16 protein-coding genes are annotated in these 18,050 nt (G+C 69.0%); 10 read left to right on the forward strand and 6 right to left on the reverse strand.

The features are described 5' to 3' along the window. Window positions 1–20: 20 nt before the first annotated feature. Window positions 21–1,814, reverse strand: a complete 1,794-nt coding sequence (locus ELQ90_RS04810; RefSeq protein ID WP_128494157.1) for a glycoside hydrolase family 2 protein — start codon at window positions 1,812–1,814, stop codon at window positions 21–23. Then, window positions 1,811–2,806 carry a LacI family DNA-binding transcriptional regulator gene (locus tag ELQ90_RS04815; RefSeq protein WP_128494158.1) on the reverse strand — a complete coding sequence of 332 codons (996 nt, stop codon included), beginning with the start codon at window positions 2,804–2,806 and terminating at the stop codon, window positions 1,811–1,813. The genes ELQ90_RS04810 and ELQ90_RS04815 overlap by 4 nt, the downstream gene beginning before the upstream one ends. Window positions 2,807–2,954: 148 nt before the next feature. Here ELQ90_RS04815 and ELQ90_RS04820 point away from each other — a divergent pair, with 148 nt between their 5' ends. The 6 genes from ELQ90_RS04820 to nhaA all read left to right on the forward strand — a co-directional run bounded on the left by ELQ90_RS04820 (window position 2,955) and on the right by nhaA (window position 9,772). Next, complete coding sequence (locus ELQ90_RS04820) at window positions 2,955–4,289, forward strand: ABC transporter substrate-binding protein (RefSeq protein WP_166408852.1); 1,335 nt, start codon at window positions 2,955–2,957, stop codon at window positions 4,287–4,289. An 84-nt stretch (window positions 4,290–4,373) separates the two neighbouring features. Beyond that, complete coding sequence (locus tag ELQ90_RS04825; protein WP_243696017.1) at window positions 4,374–5,324, forward strand: carbohydrate ABC transporter permease; 951 nt, start codon at window positions 4,374–4,376, stop codon at window positions 5,322–5,324. Next, window positions 5,324–6,220: a carbohydrate ABC transporter permease gene (locus ELQ90_RS04830; protein WP_128494160.1), complete on the forward strand. Its 897-nt coding sequence runs from the start codon at window positions 5,324–5,326 to the stop codon at window positions 6,218–6,220. Before ELQ90_RS04825 ends, ELQ90_RS04830 begins: the two co-directional genes overlap by 1 nt. Window positions 6,221–6,243: 23 nt before the next feature. After that, window positions 6,244–7,458 (forward strand): family 1 glycosylhydrolase, encoded by a 1,215-nt coding sequence (locus tag ELQ90_RS04835; protein ID WP_166408854.1) that lies wholly within the window; start codon window positions 6,244–6,246, stop codon window positions 7,456–7,458. A 66-nt stretch (window positions 7,459–7,524) separates the two neighbouring features. Then, window positions 7,525–7,731, forward strand: a complete 207-nt coding sequence (locus ELQ90_RS04840; RefSeq protein ID WP_128494162.1) for a DUF1232 domain-containing protein — start codon at window positions 7,525–7,527, stop codon at window positions 7,729–7,731. A gap of 151 nt (window positions 7,732–7,882) precedes the next feature. After that, on the forward strand, window positions 7,883–9,772 hold the full coding sequence (nhaA, locus tag ELQ90_RS04845) for a Na+/H+ antiporter NhaA (protein ID WP_128494163.1): 1,890 nt from the start codon (window positions 7,883–7,885) through the stop codon (window positions 9,770–9,772). A gap of 13 nt (window positions 9,773–9,785) precedes the next feature. On the opposite strand, the gene ELQ90_RS04850 is transcribed toward nhaA, so the two are convergent. Then, window positions 9,786–10,172 carry a hypothetical protein gene (locus tag ELQ90_RS04850; RefSeq protein ID WP_128494164.1) on the reverse strand — a complete coding sequence of 129 codons (387 nt, stop codon included), beginning with the start codon at window positions 10,170–10,172 and terminating at the stop codon, window positions 9,786–9,788. A 106-nt stretch (window positions 10,173–10,278) separates the two neighbouring features. On the opposite strand from ELQ90_RS04850, the gene ELQ90_RS04855 reads away from it, so the two are divergent. After that, window positions 10,279–11,871: an ABC-F family ATP-binding cassette domain-containing protein gene (locus ELQ90_RS04855; protein ID WP_128494165.1), complete on the forward strand. Its 1,593-nt coding sequence runs from the start codon at window positions 10,279–10,281 to the stop codon at window positions 11,869–11,871. 24 nt (window positions 11,872–11,895) lie between these two features. Here the strand turns inward: ELQ90_RS04855 and ELQ90_RS04860 are convergent, their stop codons facing one another. Then, the gene (locus tag ELQ90_RS04860) at window positions 11,896–12,585 is read right to left on the reverse strand and encodes a phosphoribosyltransferase (RefSeq protein WP_128494166.1); all 690 of its coding nucleotides are present in this window, start codon (window positions 12,583–12,585) and stop codon (window positions 11,896–11,898) included. A gap of 164 nt (window positions 12,586–12,749) precedes the next feature. Between ELQ90_RS04860 and ELQ90_RS04865 the strand changes: the two genes are divergently transcribed. From ELQ90_RS04865 to ELQ90_RS04875, 3 genes are read left to right on the forward strand one after another with little or no spacing between them, the layout of a single operon-like run. Beyond that, complete coding sequence (locus ELQ90_RS04865; protein WP_128494167.1) at window positions 12,750–13,088, forward strand: DUF3140 domain-containing protein; 339 nt, start codon at window positions 12,750–12,752, stop codon at window positions 13,086–13,088. A gap of 45 nt (window positions 13,089–13,133) precedes the next feature. Beyond that, window positions 13,134–14,519: a magnesium chelatase ATPase subunit I gene (locus tag ELQ90_RS04870; protein ID WP_128494168.1), complete on the forward strand. Its 1,386-nt coding sequence runs from the start codon at window positions 13,134–13,136 to the stop codon at window positions 14,517–14,519. Then, window positions 14,512–16,524 carry a vWA domain-containing protein gene (locus tag ELQ90_RS04875; protein ID WP_128494169.1) on the forward strand — a complete coding sequence of 671 codons (2,013 nt, stop codon included), beginning with the start codon at window positions 14,512–14,514 and terminating at the stop codon, window positions 16,522–16,524. The genes ELQ90_RS04870 and ELQ90_RS04875 overlap by 8 nt, the downstream gene beginning before the upstream one ends. Before the next feature lie 187 nt (window positions 16,525–16,711). On the opposite strand, the gene ELQ90_RS04880 is transcribed toward ELQ90_RS04875, so the two are convergent. Together ELQ90_RS04880 and ELQ90_RS04885 are read right to left on the reverse strand one after the other, a co-directional pair. Then, the gene (locus tag ELQ90_RS04880; RefSeq protein ID WP_128494170.1) at window positions 16,712–17,494 is read right to left on the reverse strand and encodes an SCO1664 family protein; all 783 of its coding nucleotides are present in this window, start codon (window positions 17,492–17,494) and stop codon (window positions 16,712–16,714) included. Further along, window positions 17,494–18,048, reverse strand: a complete 555-nt coding sequence (locus ELQ90_RS04885) for a DUF3090 domain-containing protein (RefSeq protein WP_128494171.1) — start codon at window positions 18,046–18,048, stop codon at window positions 17,494–17,496. The genes ELQ90_RS04880 and ELQ90_RS04885 overlap by 1 nt, the downstream gene beginning before the upstream one ends. Between the last annotated feature and the right edge of the window lie 2 nt (window positions 18,049–18,050).

The following is an 18,050-nucleotide window of genomic DNA, read 5'->3' on the forward strand; positions in this document are numbered from 1 at the left end:
GGCCGTCGTTCGCGTGGTCGTCAGTCACCGGCGATGATGCGGCGGAGGTCCTCGATGGGGATCTTGGGGGAGCGGTCGGCGCGCACGAGACCGTTCGTCTCCTGCCCCGTGTCGGTCAGCTGCGTGTAGCAGAAGCCCGCGAGCGGGGTGGCCGCACGGACGGCCCCCACGATCCCGCCGACGCGCCTCGCGAAGTCCTGAGCGTCACTCGCCGAGCTGTACCCCCAAGCGCCCTCGACATCCTGATCGATGTAACTGACGCCGCCGAACTCCGTGAGCATGACCGGTTGCCCGCCGTCCTGCTGTCCCACGGAGATCCGCCGCCCCGCCGGCCCGAAGCCGTCGAAGAGCTCGGTGATGGCCGCGGTCGAGCCGTACCGGTGCGCGAGGATCTCGGGGTCCGCCTCGTAGTCGTGCACGGTCCAGATGTCCGATCCGGCGTGTTCCCACCCGTCGTTCGAGATCACGGGGCGCGAGCCGTCGAGGCTGCGCGTGAGATCGGAGATCGACCGGCTGAACGCCTGTTGGCGCGCATCCGAGGCGATGTGCTGCACGCCCCAACTCTCGTTGAGCGGCACCCACGCGACGATCGACGGGTGGGAGCGGTCCCGGCGGACGAGAGCCATCCACTCGGTCGTGAGCGCCGCGATCGCGCGCTCGCTGAACTCATAGGCGCTCGCCGTCTCTCCCCAGATCATGAGGCCCAAACGGTCGGCCCAGTACAGGAAGCGCGGGTCCTCGGCCTTCTGATGAACGCGCGCGGCGTTGAACCCGAGGTCGAGGATGAGCTGCACCTCTCGGCGGAGCGCGGCGGCGTCGGGGGCGGCGAGGTGTGACTCCGGCCAGTAGTTCTGAGCGAGCACCGACCGCAGGTACAGGGGGCGGCCGTTGAGCAGGAACCGACGATCCGTCGCCTGGACGGAGCGCAGCCCGAGGTAGCTCGACACGGCATCGACCTCCGAGGCCCCGCGCCCGAGAGTGATCGTCGCGTCGATGAGGCGCGGTGTCTCCGGGTTCCACAGGAGGTGCTCGTACTGCTGGCCGTTCCGCTGTCTCGCGAGGTGCAGCGTGATCTCCGTCGTGCGATCGAGGAGTCGGACGTTGGTCCGGGCGAGGAGCTCGCCCGCGATGCGCAGCTCGACCGTCGCATCGAGCTCGTCCGCCGGTCGGGCGTCGAGAGTCAGCTCGAGGGTGACGCTGCCGTTCGGCACGTCGCTCGACCACGCGAGGCTCTCGACGTGGGTCTCGGGCACGACCTCGAGCCAGACGGGCTGCCAGATCCCCGTGGTGCGGTGGTACCAGATGGCGTGAGGCTCCTCGAGCCAGTCCTGCTTGCCGCGCAGGACGGCGACGTCGTGAGGGTCATCAACGGCGCGGACCACGAGCTCGTTGTCGCCGTCGCGGTCGAGCACGTCCGTGGCGTCGATCGAGAACGGCGTCTGACCGCCCGTATGACTGCCGAGGTGCGTCCCGTTCACCCAGACGTCCGCCGCCCAGTCGACGGCACCGAACCGGATCATCACGCGGGCGCCCGTGCCGGCGGCTCCCGCGTCGGCGATGTCCTCCGCGGTGACCCGACGGCGGTACCACGCGACGAGGTGGTATCCGGTGTCGCCGATGCCGGACGCGGGCGACTCCGGCGGGAAGGGGACGACGATCGTGTCATCGAAGTCGACGCCGGCGGGCGCTTCGCGCGGGTCGTCGCGGAACGCGAAGTCCCACTGCCCGTCGAGCGGGTGCCAGGCTCCCCTCATGAGTTGCGGTCGAGGGTAGGTTCCGTCCTGCTGGGTGGCGACGGGAAGGGATGCCGTCATGTGCTTGCTCGTCTCACGATCTCGAAGGGGATGGTCTTCTCGGTGTCTCCGTCGTCGTTGTCGTCCTGCAGCAGCAGATCGAGGGCGACGCTCGCGATGGCCTCGGTGTCGGGAGCGACCGTGCTGAGCGCCGGCGAGCTGTACCGGGCCTCCTCGATGTCGTCGAACCCGATGATGGCGACGTCGTCGGGCACGCCGACGCCGCGAGTGGCGAACGTGTGCATGGCCCCGAGCGCGAGCAGGTCGTTGAACGCGAAGACGGCGTCGAAGTCCGCTCCGCCGTCGAGCAGCGATTCCGCGGCGGCGGCTCCGTCCCGTCGGACGAATTGCTCGACGACGCACACGAGCCCCTCGTCGAATGGGATCCCGGCATCGTCGAGTGCGGCGCGATAGCCTTCCAGGCGGAGGTCGGCGGTCTCGGTGGCCGCTCCCTCCTGGGCCCCGATCGCGGCGATGCGTCGTCGACCCGTCGAGAGCAAGTGGGTCGTCGCGGCGTGGGCCGCCGCCGCGTTGTCGACGGTCACGTGCGGGAACGGACTCGCTCCGATGTGTTCGCCGAGGAGGACGAGGGGAGTCGTGTCGAGGCGCAGCGCGAGGTCCTCCGCCGTGACGGACAAGGCGCTCAGGATGAGGCCGTCCGTGAGAGGGACACCGATGCCGTCGCTGATGCGGCGCTCGGCCTCGGCCTGGCCGTTGGTCTGATGGATGAGGACCGTGATCGATCGGGCCTCCGCGGCCCGCACGAGCGCCGACGCGAGTTCCGCGAAGTAGGGCTGGGCGAGGTCGGGGAGAGCGACGGCGATCATCCCGCTTCGACCGCTCCGCAGATGGCGGGCGGCCGCGTTCGGCCGGTACCCGAGCTCCTTGATCGCGCTGCGGACGCGGACCTTCAGATCCTCTCGGACCCAACCGGTCCCGTTCACGACGTTCGACACCGTCTTCGCCGAGACTCCGACGTAATCCCCGACGTCTTTCAACGTGGTGCGGCTCATGGGTCTCCTCTCGCATCGCCGTCGATCACAGGCGTTCAACGTTTACCATGCCAGACGTCCTCCGCTCTTGTCCAACGTTTACCGGAGGTGTATAAAGGGTCTCACCCCGATCTGTTCAACGTTGAACGGACGTATCGAAGGAGATGCAATGCGGAATCACCATGGCACCGTGGGTTCTCGCTTCCCGCACCGCCGGTCGACACTCATCGCCACCGCGGTGGTCGCGACGGTGACGACCCTCGCCGTGAGCGGGTGCGCCGGGCAAGGAGCCCAGCAGAACACCGAGAACGACCCGAACGCGAAGGTCACCCTGTCCTTCTGGAACGGGTTCACGGGTCCGGACGGACCCGCCCTCCAGCAGGTCGTCGACGACTTCAACGCGTCGCAGGACCGGATCACGGTCGAGACGAACATCATGCCGTGGGACACGCTCTACTCGAAGGTGCTCACGGCCGCTGCGGGGAACGACGGTCCCGACATCGTCGCGATGTCCGCCGGCCGCATCCCGCAGTACGCGGACCAGGGTCTCTTCCAGCCGCTCGACGACTACTACGAGAACGCCGACTTCGACTCCGACGCTCTCGCGCAGTCCGCGGTGGACGCCTCGATGTTCGACGGTGAGAACTACGGCGTGCCCGTGAACATCGCCACGATGCTCATGTACTACAACAAGGACCTGTTCACGGCCGCCGGCCTCGATCCCGAGAAGCCGCCGACCACGTGGGACGAATTCGCGGCGATGGTTCCGAAGCTCACGGTCGACGACAACGGAGACGGCAAGCCCGAGCAGTACGCGATCGCTCTCGCGGACCACGAGACGGTTCCCATGTTCCAGCCGTTCCTCTGGAACGCCGGCGGCGGCCTCGTCTCCGAGGACGGGAAGACCTCTGAGCTCGCCTCGGAGGGCTCGCTCGAGGCTCTCAACTTCTGGGTCGACCTCGTGAAGGACCAGAAGGCGTCACCGGTCGGACTCGCCGGCGCGGATGCCGACAAGCTCTTCACCACGGGAAAGGCTGCCATCGAGATCGTCGGCCCCTGGATGACCACCGGTTTCGAGGAGGCCGGCTTGAACTTCGGGCTCGCGCCCGCCTTCGCCGGTCCGGCGGACAACGTGACCCTCGCCGACGTCGTCTCGATGTCGGTCCCCGCGAAGGCCGACGAGACCACGAAGCAAGCGGCCTACGAGTTCTTCGCCTACTGGAACTCGGAGGAGGGCCAGAAGACGTGGGCAGAGGGCTCCGGCTTCCCACCGACGCGAGCCGACGTCTCCTCGCAAGTGACGTCGAACCCCTACCCGGCGATCTTCGGCGACTCGTCGGTCATCGACAACTCGCAGACGCTGATGCCTGGAATCGCGGCCGGTACGACGATCAACGACACGATCTTCTACCCGACCCTGCAGAAGGCTCTCAACGGCGAGGGCACCGTCGACGAGTTGTTCACAGCCGCCTCCGAGCAGGTCCAGGCCGAACTCGACAAGTAAGCCGAGCCACCGCATCAGGAACGACGGCGGGGGTGGAGCGTGCGACCCGCACGCTCCACCCCCGGCCGCTGAAGGAACGGATCAATGACGACTCTCCACCAGGCGCCGACCCGCGGCGACTCCACGGGCCCGGCGCGACCGCCGGCCCCACGCCGGATGCGTCAGACGACGCGGAGGGCCATCACCGCGTGGCTCTTCCTCTCGCCGGCACTCGTCGTGCTCGCGGTGTTCATGCTCTACCCGATGATCCAGGCCGGCTATCTCTCGCTGACCAACTACAACCTCATCAGGGCGGCCGAGTGGGTGGGTCTCGACAACTACGTCGAACTCTTCGCCGACCCGGCGTTCTGGAACGCCTTCTGGAACACCGTCCTCTACGCGGCGGTCGTCACGCCCATCACCGTGGTCCTGGCCCTCGCTCTCGCCGTCTTCCTCGACCGTCAGTTCGTGGGTCGCGCGTTCGTACGCACATCGATCTTCCTGCCGTTCATCGTCTCCCTCGGCATCATCGCGATCGCGTGGGCGTTCCTCATGGACCCCAACGTCGGGCTGCTGTCGTACTGGCTCTCGCAAGCGGGGATCGTCTCGTCGCAAGGCGTCCTGAGCGACCCGGACTGGGCGATGCCCGCCGTGATGTTCGTCGGCGTGTGGAAGAGCGTCGGGTTCTTCATGGTGATCTACCTCGCCGGTCTCCAGTCGATCCCGGGCGAGTTGCGCGAGGCCGCACGTCTCGACGGGGCGGGCGCGTGGCAGCGCTTCCGTCACGTGACGCTCCCGCTGCTGTCGAACCAGACGATGCTCGTCTCCGTCATGGCCCTCATCGCGACGCTGCAGGCGTTCGACCAGATCTACGTCATGACCCACGGCGGACCGTTCTTCCGCACGGAGACGCTCGTGATGCTCATCTACCGCGAGGGCTTCCAGGAGCTGCGGTTCGGCTACGGCGCCGCGATCTCGTGGGTGCTGCTCGTCTTCGTCTTCCTCCTCTCGATGATCCAATACCTCTTCTTCCAGCGACGGCAGGTGCGATTCTGATGACCACGACCCTCGAGACGACGCGGACGTCGACCACGCCAGAACCGCCGCGCCGCACGCGCACGCCGTCGTACCTCCGGACGCAGAGCGTCTGGACGTGGGTCACGGCGATCGCGGGCATCATCATCGCGATCGGCGTGCTCCTGCCGATCATCTGGATGACGTTCACCGCCTTCAAGCCGGAATCGGACATCGTCTCGTACCCGCCGACGCTCTGGCCGCGCGAGTTCACGCTCCAGCACTTCGTCGACGTCTGGGACCGCATCCCGTTCGCGCGGCTCTACGTCAACACGATCGTGTTCGCGGGATCCGTCACGCTCATCTCGCTCCTGTTCGACTCGATGGCGGCCTATGCTCTCGCGCGGATCGACTTCAAGGGTCGGAACGTCGTGCTCGTCCTCGTGCTGCTCCTGCTCATGCTGCCGTTCCAGGTCACGCTCATCCCGCTCTACGACCTCCTCAACGGCTTCGGGCTCACGAACACGCTGCCGGGCATGATCATCCCGCGCATGACGAACGCCTTCGGGATCTTCTTCCTCCGGCAGTTCTTCCTGTCGCTGCCGAAGGACCTCGAGGAGGCCGCTCGCGTCGACGGGGCGAGCGAGTGGCGCATCTACTCGCGCGTGATCATGCCTCTCGCTCGGCCCGCGCTGCTGACTCTCGGCCTGTTCCACTTCCAGTACAACTGGAACGATCTGCTGTGGCCGCTCATCATGTCCGCCGATGTCGCCTCGGCCACGCTCCCCGCCGGACTCGCCCTCTTCATGGGGCAGCACGTCGTGGAGTACGGGTTGCTCATGGCCGGATCGCTGCTCGCGCTCCTGCCGGTCATCGTCTTCTTCCTCCTGATCCAGCGCAGCTTCGTCGCCGGGATCGCCACCACCGGACTCAAATGAGCCGGCCCTCTCGAAAGGACGCCGTGTCAACGCCCAACTGGATGAACGACGGCCGCCTGCACTTCGGTGTGGGCATCGAAGACACCTTCGTGCCGCAGGAGCGCGTCGGCGCTCGCGGGATCGACGAGTACGCGCTCACGCAGCACTACGAGCACTGGCGGGAGGACCTGTCCCTCGCCGCGGAGGCCGGCGCCGAGTACCTGCGCTGGGGCATTCCCTGGTACCTCGTCGAACGGAAGCCGGGGGAGTTCGACTGGCGATGGATCGACCAGGTGGCCGAGCACTCGCGCTCGCTCGGGCTCCGCATCGTCGTGGACCTCATGCACTACGGGACGCCGTTGTGGCTCGAGAACCAGTTCCTCAACGCGAGCTACCCCGAGCGCGTCGCCTCCTACGCTCGAGCCGTCGCCGAGCGGTACGCCGGCACGTGGGACGACTTCACGCCCCTCAACGAACCGGCGATCAACGCCGAGTACTGCGGGGAGCGCGGGATCTGGCCTCCCTACCTCTCCGGTCAGGACGGCTGGGTGAAGATCATGATGGCGCTCGCCCGTGGCATGGTCCGGACGCAGCAGGAGATCCTCGCTGTCAACCCGGCTGCGCGAATCGTCTCCGTGGATGCGGGGTTCCGCTGGGAGGGGGACGACCTGCCCCTTCCTCGAGAGCTCATGGAGGAGCGCCGGTTCCTCTCGCTCGATCTCACGATGGGGCGTGTCGACGACGCGCACGCCCTGCACGGGTACCTCACGGGGCACGGCGTGACGGAGACGGAACTCGAGTGGTTCCGGGCGAACGCCGTCGTCCCCGACGTCATCGGCGTGAACTACTACCCCGGCTTCACGACGGTCCGTTACGTCGACGGCGCGATCCTCCCCGTCGAGGCGGGCACGCTCGGCCTGCGTGACCTGCTCACGCTCCACGTCGACCGCTACGGCCTCCCCGTCGCCGTGACCGAGACCTCGCGGGGCGGAAGCGTCGAGTCGCGAGTCGAGTGGCTCGAGCAATCGGTCGCCGAGATCGAGTCGCTCCGGGCCGATGGCCTGCCCGTGGTCGGGTACACGTGGTTCCCGTTCTTCACCCTCGTCGACTGGCTCTATCGACACGACCTCAAGACGCCGGACGAGTGGTTCATCCACATGGGCCTCGTCGACCTCGAGCGCGGTCCCGACCGCGTGCTCGCGCGGCGGAAGACCATGGCCTTCGACCGCTTCCAGGCGGTGACCGCCGCCGGATCGTGACGGCCGTCGGCCCGGATCGACGATGAGGCATCTCGTTCAGGTTCGGCCGCCGCGTATCGTTGGCTCATGAAGAAGGACCGTTCCACGCTCAAGGCCGTGCTCATCGGTCTCGGCGCCCTGCTCTACGGCGCCTCTCCGATCGACGTGATCCCGGAGATCGTCGCGGGACCCCTCGGATTCGGGGACGACGCCGTCGTGCTCATCGGCGCCGGCGTCGCCATCTGGCGCATCATGCGTCGCCGTCGCCTCCGCCGGGGGGCGCCGCCCGTCTGAGCCGTCGCTGCCGCCGAGGCGGGGGAGCGCGGGGCAGTCGGCCTCGAGGATGCCTCGGAGGCGTGATTCCTGCGAGAATGCTGACACTCGCGACGGACGCTTCCCGTCGTGGTGGCGGCGCGTGATCCGCGCAGAATCCCGAGAAGGCACGATGTCCCAACTGACGCTCATCCAGCGCTCACCCGATCCCGACCACGGCCACGCGGGCGGAGGGCGACCGTCGATCGCTGACCGGATCCGCGGCCTCGGCCAGAACCGCATCGGTGCGATCCTCCTGCTCATCGCCACGGTCGTCGCGATCGCCTGGGCCAACATCTCCTACGGCTCGTACCACGGCTTCTGGGACATGCACCTGACCATCGGTGTCGGGGACCTCCATCTCGACTTCACCGTTCACGCGCTCGTCAACGACGCGCTCATGGCGATCTTCTTCTTCACGGTCGGTCTCGAAGTGCGGCGGGAGTTCGCGATCGGCGAGCTCACGACGTGGTCGCGCGCGGTGACACCGGTCGTCGCCGCGATCCTCGGGCTCGCGATCCCGGCGCTCCTCTACGTGCTGATCAGTTCGGGCTCCGGCTCCGAGCACGCCTGGGGGATCGTCATCTCCACGGACACGGCCTTCCTCGTGGGCGCGCTCGCCCTCATCGGCCCGCGTGCGCCCGGACGCCTGCGCGTGTTCCTCCTCGCCCTCGCCGTCGTCGACGACATCGGCGCGCTCAGCATCATCGCGCTCGTCTACACGGAGAACTTCACGCCGCTGCCTCTCGTCGTGGCCGCGGTCGGGCTGGCGGCCATCTACTTCACGCGCTATCTTCGCGGCGGGAGGGGTCCCGTGTACGGGACCCTGGCGGTGATCGTCTGGCTGGCCTTCCTCGCGTCGGGTGTTCACCCCACCCTCGCCGGGGTCGCGATCGCCCTGCTCGTGCCCGTCTACCGGCCGGACCGTCGCGACGTCGAGCACGCCCTCGAACTCGCGCGCACCTTCCGCCAGTCTCCCAACACCGAGTACGCGCGAGCCGCCGCCAACAGCCTGCGCGAGTCGATCTCGATCAACGAGCGCCTGCAGTCCGCCTACGCCCCCTACGTCGCGTACGTCGTGCTGCCGCTCTTCGCGCTCGCGAACGCGGGAGTGCAGATCGACGGCGAGATCCTCGCATCGGCCGCGGTGTCGGCCGTGACGTGGGGAGTGATCGTGGGGCTCGTGGCCGGAAAGCTCATCGGGGTCTTCGGCTCGGCGGCCGTCATGCGGCTCCTCAAGGTCGGGGAGTTCGGTCCCGGGCTCACTCTCGACCGGCTCCTCGGCGGCGCCGCCTTGTGCGGCGTCGGCTTCACGATCTCCCTGTTCATCGTCGATCTCGCGATCGAAGACGAGGCGGTCCAGAACGAGGCACGGGTCGGCGTCCTCGCGGCATCGGTCCTCGCCTTCGTGCTCGCGACCGTCATCTTTCGCATCTCGGACGCCTTCCGCCCCGACGAGGAGGCCGGGCTCGCCCTGCTCCGTCCCGTCGACCCGACGCGCGACCACATCTTCGGACCGGTCGACGCTCCTCTCACTCTCGTGGAGTACGGCGACTTCCAGTGCGGTTTCTGCCTCAAGGCGACCGGATCGGTCGAGGAGGTGCGGAGGGAGCTCGACGGCCGCTTCCGCTACGTGTGGCGGCACGCCCCGCTCACGCGGTTCCACCCGAACGCCCTCGCCGCGGCGGAGGCCTCGGAGGCCGCGGCTCGCCAGGGCAAGTTCTTCGAGTTCGAGCGCAGCCTCTTCGCCGACCAGGAGAACCAGCTGCCGACGCACATCATCCGGCGTGCGCACGACCTCGGTCTCGACGTCGAGCGCTTCGAGCGCGACCTCACCTCGTTCGCGGTCACGGCCCGCGTGCGTGACGACATGCTCGACGCCGAGGCGATGGACATCACCGCCGTCCCGACCTTCTTCGTGAACGGCCGCCGCCACGTGGGGCCGTACGACGCGCAATCGCTCATCCGGGCGCTCTACGACACCGCGGACGTCGAGGTGGAGAGAGGGCCGGGGGCCCGCTGATCCGAGGGCCGCGCTAGCCGACGGGGCCGGTGATCGCGACGATGAGCGCGAGAACCGCGAGGGCGAGGGCGACGGGAGTCATCGTGAAGCGTTCGGCGCGGGATCGGGACGCCGCGTTCACGAGCACGCCGAGCGCGAGGTATGCGAAGACGACCCACGCCGCGATGCGCGAGACGCCGTCGGGTGCGACGTCGAGGATGCCCGCGAGATCGAGGGCCGGCAGCACGAGCACGACGTAGATCGCGATCGAGACGGCGGACGCGATGCGGAGTCTCCGCGGCAGCACCCCGTCGTTCCGGCCGCCCCAGGAGAAGCGGCCCCATGGAGCACCGAGCGCGAGCGCGAGCTGAAAGAGGACGAGGAGCGCGATGACGGCGGTGAAGAGGAGAGCGGCGACCACGGTCGGAGCATAGCGGGCGGACGTGTCGTGCCGGCGATGTTAGCCTGAAGCGCACGAACGCCCGATCGATCGGGCGTTTTTCTGTGTTCACCGCGAGAGGGTCCCGATGAGCCTGGTCAGACTGAACGACGTCACCGTCCGCTTCGAGAACACGCCCGTCCTCCGCGAGGCGTTCTTCCGTCTCGAGGAGAAGGACCGCGTCGGTCTCATCGGCCGCAACGGTTCGGGGAAGACGACCCTCCTGAAGCTCGTGCTCGAGCAGGTGCAGCCCGAGTCCGGCACGGTCGCGATCGAGAACGGCACGCGCATCGGCTACTTCTCGCAGTTCTCCGAGCTCGACGGGGAGGCGAGCATCGCCGAGGTCCTCGACGGTCTCTTCGGCGAGGTGCACGCCGTCGAGGACGAACTCGCGTCGATCGACGCCGCGATCGCGGAGGGCCCGTCGGCCGACGCGCTCGATCGCCTCATCGAGAGGCAAGCGGAGCTGTTCGGCGAGATGGAGCGTCTCGGAGGCTGGGACTACCCGCGGAAGATCGACCAGGCCCTCACGACGCTCGGTTTCACCGAGGAGCACCGCAACGCCCCGATCGACCGGCTGTCGGGAGGCTGGCGCAACCGTGCGGCGCTCGCGAAGATCCTGCTCGAGGACCCCGACGTGCTGCTCCTCGACGAGCCGACCAACTTCCTCGACGTCCCCGGCGTCGAGTGGCTCGAGTCGTGGTTCCGCGACTTCCACGGCGCCGCGATCATCGTGTCGCACGACCGGACCTTCCTCGACGCCGTCGCGACGCGCATCGTCGAGGTCGAGAACTTCCACCTGCACGAGTACCCGGGGAACTTCGACGAGTACGTGGTCCAGAAGCAGTTCCGGCTCAAGACGCTGCAATCGCAGTTCGTGCACGAGAACGAGCTGCTCGCCTTCGAGGCCGAGGGCATCGCGGACCGCCGGCAGGCGGCGAAGACCGGGGGGAAGAACCTCGGCAAACAGCTCGCGGGGATCAAGAAGGCCAGGGCGCCTCGCCCCGTCGACGAGATCATCACCGAGATCTACGGCGGCCTGCACATCAAGGACGTCCTGTGCCGCGTCGCCGGCCTCGGCAAGGGTTTCGGCGATCGCACGCTCTTCTCGGGGCTCGACCTCGAGGTCCGCCGCGGCGAGCGCATCGTCGTGCTCGGTGCGAACGGCAGCGGGAAGAGCACGCTCCTGCGCGTCCTGACGGGGGAGGAGCGCGCCGACGACGGCAGCGTCACGTGGGCGGCGGGGGCGAAGGTCGTCTCCTACAACCGCGTGCTCGAGGAGCTCGACCTCGACGACACCGTCACGCACGCGGTCAACGCGATGCCGGACAGCCTCGCGCTCACGGCGACGCGGAAGTCCGTCGGCCGGTTCCTCGCGATGTTCCAGTTCTCCGAGGCCGACCTCAAGAAGCGCATCCGGGAGCTCTCGGGAGGTCAGCGCGCGCGCGTCGCGATGGCGCAGTGCCTGCTGTCGGGCGCGTCGGTCCTCGTCCTCGACGAGCCGACGAATCACCTCGACCTGCCGAGCACCCAGGTGATGGAGCGCGCCCTCGTGCACTTCCCGGGCGCCGTGATCGTCGTGAGCCACGACCGCTTCTTCGCCGACAAGGTCGCGAACCGGCGCATCACCTTCGCGGCGGGTGGAGCGGGAAGCGGCGAGCTCGACGTCTCGGCCGCCTGACCTGACGCGAGCCGAGCGGCTCGCTCAGCGCGCGTGCGACCCGGCGAGGATGCGGCGCACCTCGTCGTCGCTCGTCTGGGAGAAATCGTCGTACGCCTCGCCGACCGACCACAGGTCGGACGGTTCCCACGGGCAGACGACGTCGTCGACGAGGGGGCGGACACGAGCACACGTCCCCGCGAAAGCCACCGGCACGGCGACCGTCACGCGAGCGGGGCGCTCCGCGCCGATCACCGCGATCGCCGCCCGGATGCTCGCGCCCGTCGCCATGCCGTCGTCCACGAGGACGACGTCGCGGCCGCCGATGTCGGAGGGAGCGCGCGCGCCCCGGTAGCGTCCCTGGCGGCGGCGGAGTTCCCCCTCCGCGACGGACGCGGCGTCGCCGATCATCCGGTCAGCCGGACCGAGTTCGTAGAGGCGAGCGGTGATCTCCGCGTTCTCGACGATCTCGATCCGGCCGGCTACCGCGGCGATCGCCCCGATCGCCACCTCCGGCCGCCCGGGGAAGCCGAGTTTCCGCACGACGAGCACGTCGAGAGTGCCGTCGATCGCATGAGCGATCTCGTCCGCGACCGGGACACCGCCTCGCGGCAGGCCGAGGACGAGCGGGTCCTCCGCACCACTCCGAGTGTCCGCGAGAAGCTGGCCGAGGACACGACCGGCGTCGCGCCGGTCCCGGTATCGACGGTTCCCTCCTCGCCGCTCCCTCGTCATGCCGACCTCCGCCTCGCGGACGCCCGACATCCGCTGTCGCAACAACCGTACGGGCCCGGGGAGTCGGCCGAGAAGGGCTTGATCCGCCGCGCTCGACGTGATTCCGTGGCCTTCCGATCGAGCGCTCCCCGTGCCGGTCGACACGAGACCTCGAGGAGGACGGCATGGCCCATTCGGAGATCGACGACGCGTTGTGGGACGACTTCCACGCGGTCGTGAACATGACATCGCGCGAGCTTCGCGACTGGCTCGAGACGGACGCGGCCGGGACGGAGACCGAGACGCTCCCTGACCAGGCGGGTGACGAGCGGTCGCAGTACGTGCTCGGCATCCTGGCCAAGCGCCGCACCGACCTGACCGACGACGACATCGAGGTCATGCGCTCCGTCGTCGCGGAGGTGAGGGCCGAGCGCGGCGATGCTCTCGACCCCGAGGCCGGAGACGACGAGTGGCGACGTCGGCTGATGTCCATCGGGCACGATCCGCTCAAGCCGAGCACTTGACGGAACCCGTACCTCGTCCCGATTTCCGGGCGTAACATCGCCCGTGTGAATCGACCTGAACCGACCACCGTCGGGGCTCTGCGTTCCTCGGGACACGAGCTCAAGACCGTCCGTGCCGAGATCCGCGACAACCTCCTGTCGGCGCTCCGCGAGGGCCGCGATCCGTGGCCGGGGCTGCACGGGTTCGAGACGACGGTCATCCCGCAGCTCGAGCGTGCGCTCATCGCCGGACACGACATCGTGCTGCTGGGCGAACGCGGCCAGGGCAAGACGCGCCTCCTCCGCACCCTCTCGGGACTGCTCGACGAGTGGTCGCCCGTCATCGAGGGCTCGGAACTCGGGGAGCACCCGTTCGAGCCCCTCACGGCGGAGAGCATCCGCCGCGCCGCCGAACTCGGCGACGACCTCCCGGTGGTCTGGAAGAGCCGCGAGGAGCGCTACGTCGAGAAGCTCGCGACCCCGGACACCTCGGTCGCCGACCTCATCGGCGACGTCGATCCGATGAAGGTCGCGGAGGGGCGAAGCCTCGGCGATCCGGAGACGATCCACTTCGGCCTCATCCCGCGCAGCCACCGCGGCATCGTCGCGATCAACGAGCTTCCCGACCTCGCGGAGCGCATCCAGGTGGCGATGCTCAACGTCATGGAGGAGCGCGACATCCAGATCCGCGGCTACGTGCTGCGGCTGCCGCTCGACGTCCTCGTCGTCGCGAGCGCGAATCCCGAGGACTACACGAACCGCGGCCGGATCATCACGCCGCTCAAGGACCGTTTCGGAGCGGAGATCCGTACGCACTACCCCACGGAGCTCTCCGACGAGGTCGCCGTCATCCGGCAGGAGGCCGAGCTCGGCGCCGACGTCCCCGACCACCTCGTCGAGATCCTCGCGCGCTTCACACGGAACCTCCGGGAGTCGAGCGCGGTCGATCAACGTTCCGGCGTGAGCGCGCGATTCGCGATCGCAGGCGCCGAGACGATCGCGGCCGCCGCCGTGCACCGCGCGGCCCGGCAGGGCGAGGAGGCGGCCGTCGCCCGCCCCGTCGACCTCGAGACGGCCGTCGACGTGCTCGGCGGCAAGATCGAGTTCGAATCGGGGGAGGAGGGGCGCGAGGACGAGATCCTCGACCACCTGCTGCGGACGGCGACAGCTGAGACGGTGCGCGCCCACTTCCGCGGCGTCGACTTCGGCGTGCTCGTCGAGGCGATCGAGAACGGCGCGATGGTGACGACGGGCGAGCAGGTGACGGCGCGCGACGTGCTCGCCGGCCTTCCCGCGCTCGGCGAGTCGGAGCTCTACGACGAGATCTGCGACCGCGTCGGGGCCACGACCGATGGACAGCGCGCCGGCGCGATCGAGCTCGCCCTCGAGGGTCTGTATCTCGCCCGCCGGGTCAGCAAGGAGTCCGGCGGGGGCGAGACCATCTATGGCTAGGGCCAATCGTCGCCTGACCCGGGCGGCCCGGTACGGCAAGTACGTCGACGGCCCCGACCCGCTCGCTCCGCCCGTCGACCTCACGGAGGCTCTCGACGCGATCGGCGCCGAGGTCATGGGCGGGTCCTCGCCGGATCAGGCGCTCCGCGAGTTCCTCCGCCGCGGGCCGCGCGACGGTTTCGGTCTCGACGACCTCGCGCGACAGGTCGCGGAACGCCGGCAGCAACTGACGCGCGAGCACAGCCTCGACGGCACTCTCCGCGAGATCCGCGAACTCCTCGACAAGGCCGTGCTCGCGGAGCGCAAGCAGCTCGCCCGCGACGCACTCATGGACGAGGGTGACCGGGCGCTGGCCCAGATGCAGCTCGACAACCTGCCGTCGTCCCCGGCCGCCGCCGTGAGCGAGCTCGGCGACTACTCGTGGCAGAGCGGCGAGGCGCGCGCCGACTTCGAGAAGATCAAGGATCTCCTCGGACGGGAGATGCTCGATCAGCGGTTCGCGGGCATGAAGAACGCCCTCGAGAACGCCACCGACGCCGATCGGCAGGCGATCGCCGAGATGCTCGGCGACCTCAATGAGCTGCTCGACGCCCATGCCCGCGGCGCCGCCGATCAGGCGGACTTCGACGCGTTCATGGAGAAGCACGGGGAGTACTTCCCCGAGAACCCGCAGTCGATCGACGAGCTCCTCGACACCCTCGCGGCCCGATCCGCCGCGGCCCAGCGCATGCGCAATTCGTTGACGCGCGAGCAGCGCGAGGAGCTCGACGCCCTCGCGCAACAAGCCTTCGGCTCGCCGGACCTGATGTCCGAGCTCGGCCGCCTCGACGAGTCGTTGCGCTCCTTGCGGCCCGGGGAGGACTGGAGCGGCGGGGAACGGATGGAAGGCGAGCAGGGCCTCGGTCTCGGCGACGGCACCGGCGTGTTCCAGGACCTCGCCGACCTCGACGAGTTGTGGGATCAGCTGTCGCAGTCCTACAACGGATCGCAGCTCGACGACCTCGATCTGGACAAGCTCGCGCGTCAGCTCGGCGAGGACTCCGTCGTCGACGCGCGTGCCCTGCAGCGGCTCGAGAAGGCGTTGCAGAACTCGGGGTCCGTGAAGCGCGGATCCGACGGTGCGCTCAAGTTGACCCCGAAGGCCATGCGGCACCTCGGCAAGCAGCTCCTCCGCGACATCGCCGAGCGTATGTCCGGGCGGCGCGGCGCGCGCGACCTCCGCGGCGCGGGTGCGGCCGGGGAGCTCTCAGGAGCGACGCGCGAGTGGGAGTTCGGCGATACCGAGCCCTGGGACGTCACGCGGACGATCACGAACGCGATCACCCGGACGGCGGGGGAGCGGGGCGCGACGGACGGCGGCGTACGGATCGAGATCGGCGACGTCGAGGTCCAGGAGACGGAGGAGCGCACGCAAGCGTGCGTCGCGCTGCTCGTCGACACGTCGTTCTCGATGGCGATGGACGGTCGGTGGGTGCCGATGAAGCGCACGGCGCTCGCGCTCCACACGCTCATCACGAGCCGTTTCCGCGGCGACGCCCTCCAGCTCATCGCCTTCAGCAGGGCGGCAGCGGTCATGGACATCGAGACGCTCGTCGGCCTCGACGCCATGTGGGACAAGGGGACGAACCTGCACCACGGTCTCCTGCTCGCCAACCGGCACTTCCGGAAGCACCCGAACGCTCAGCCCGTGCTCCTCATCGTGACGGACGGCGAGCCGACGTCCCACCTCGAACCCGACGGCGAGGTCTACTTCAACTACCCGCCGGATCCCGTGACCGTCGCATACGCCGTGCGGGAGCTCGAGAATTCGCAGCGTCTCGGTGCGCACACGACGTTCTTCCGCCTGGGCGAGGACCCGGGACTCGCCCGCTTCATCGACGCGATGGCGCATCGAGTGGGAGGCAACGTCGTGGCGCCGGAGGCCGACGACCTCGGGGCGGCCGTCGTCGACTCCTACCTCGGGTCGCGTCGCGGAGACGGCGATCTCTTCTCCCGCTGGGGTTGATGGCCCGCTCGGCCGGCCCCCGGCCCTACACATCTGCCCGGTCGTCACGAATCCGCGGTGCGATGGGCCCGAGATGGCGGATCTGTGACAACCCAGGGGTCGCGTTCGCCCGAGTTGTCACGCATCCGCGGTGCGCGGGGCGTGGAACCGCGGATATGTGCCAACCGGAGGGAAGGGGAGGGCGAACTCAGAAGAGCGGGTACGGGACCGCCGGCAGGTGACCGGCGGGCGCCGGGAACACCGCCTCCGCGCGGAGGTGCTCGATACGGGCCGCGAGGGCGTCCGTTTCGGCGATCGTGAGGAGGCCGGAGAGCTCGTCGCCGAGGTCGCCGTAGAGGTCCTCGAGGACCCGATCGAGGCCCGCGATCTCGTCGACGTCGAGGGGCTCGCCGAGCCAGCCCCAGAGCACCGTGCGGAGCTTGTGCTCCTCGTGGAAGGTGAGGCCGTGGTCCACACCGTGGCGATGGCCGCCCGGCATCGGCAGGATGTGCGCGCCCTTGCGATCGGCGTTGTTGACGACGACGTCGAAGACGGCCATCCGCCGGAGCGCCGGTGTGTCCTCGTGCACGAGGGCGACGACCCGGTCGTCCTCGTCGAGCCCGTCGAAGACGAACCGCCACCCCTCCTCCGGCACCTCCCCGGCGGGGACGAGGTCGACCGCGTCCTGCTCGAGGTCGGCCTCCTGCCACAACTGCACCATGCCCATGCCGAGCGGGCCGCTCCGCAGCCATGTGCGCGGCACGACGTTCCAGCCGAACGACTCGGACACGAGGTAGGCGGCGACCTCGCGCATCGCGAGGGACTCGTCAGGGAAGTCCCACAGCGGGCGCTCGCCCGCGATCGGCTTGTAGACGACGGACGTGCCGTCGATCGTCCCGAGGAAAGTCGCGTTGGAGGCCGTCGTGATCCGTCCGGTGAGCTCGAGAGCGCCGTCGAGCGTGCTCTCGGGTCCGCCGTCCTCCTGGGACATCAGAGCAGGCCGGGGAGCTCGCAGGTGTGGCCGTCGGGGTCCATCGGCTGGGCGCAGAACGGGCAGATGGGCCGGCCGGAACCGACGATCTCGCGCGTGCGCTTCGCGAAGGCCCTGGCCGTACCGACGGGCATCTTGACCAGGAGCACTTCCTCCGGCTCGGAGGCGAGCGGGTCGTCCGGGTCCTCGTCCTCGTCGCCGTCGACGATCGAATAGGCCTGGAGCGTGATCTGCGCGGTCGCGGGGTCCCAGCCGAGGGCCATCGTCCCCGCTCGGAACTCCTCGTCGACGGGCTGCTCGAGCGGCTCGTTGTCCACGAGTTCCACGGGGGTGTCGACGGGGATGCTGAGCGTGCTTCCCTGTGCGGCCATGAGACTGTCGAGGATCTCGTCGATCTTCTCGGCGAGCACCGCGGACTGCTCCTTCTCGAGGGCGACGCTCACGAGGCGGCGTCCCGAGCGGGCCTGCAAGTAGAAGGTGCGCTCGCCGGGGCGGCCGACCGTGCCGACGATGACGCGGTCCGGCCAGTCGTATTCGTGGACGATCGAAGGCATGT

The organism is Labedella phragmitis (assembly GCF_004078635.1).
Taxonomy (GTDB): domain Bacteria; phylum Actinomycetota; class Actinomycetes; order Actinomycetales; family Microbacteriaceae; genus Labedella; species Labedella phragmitis.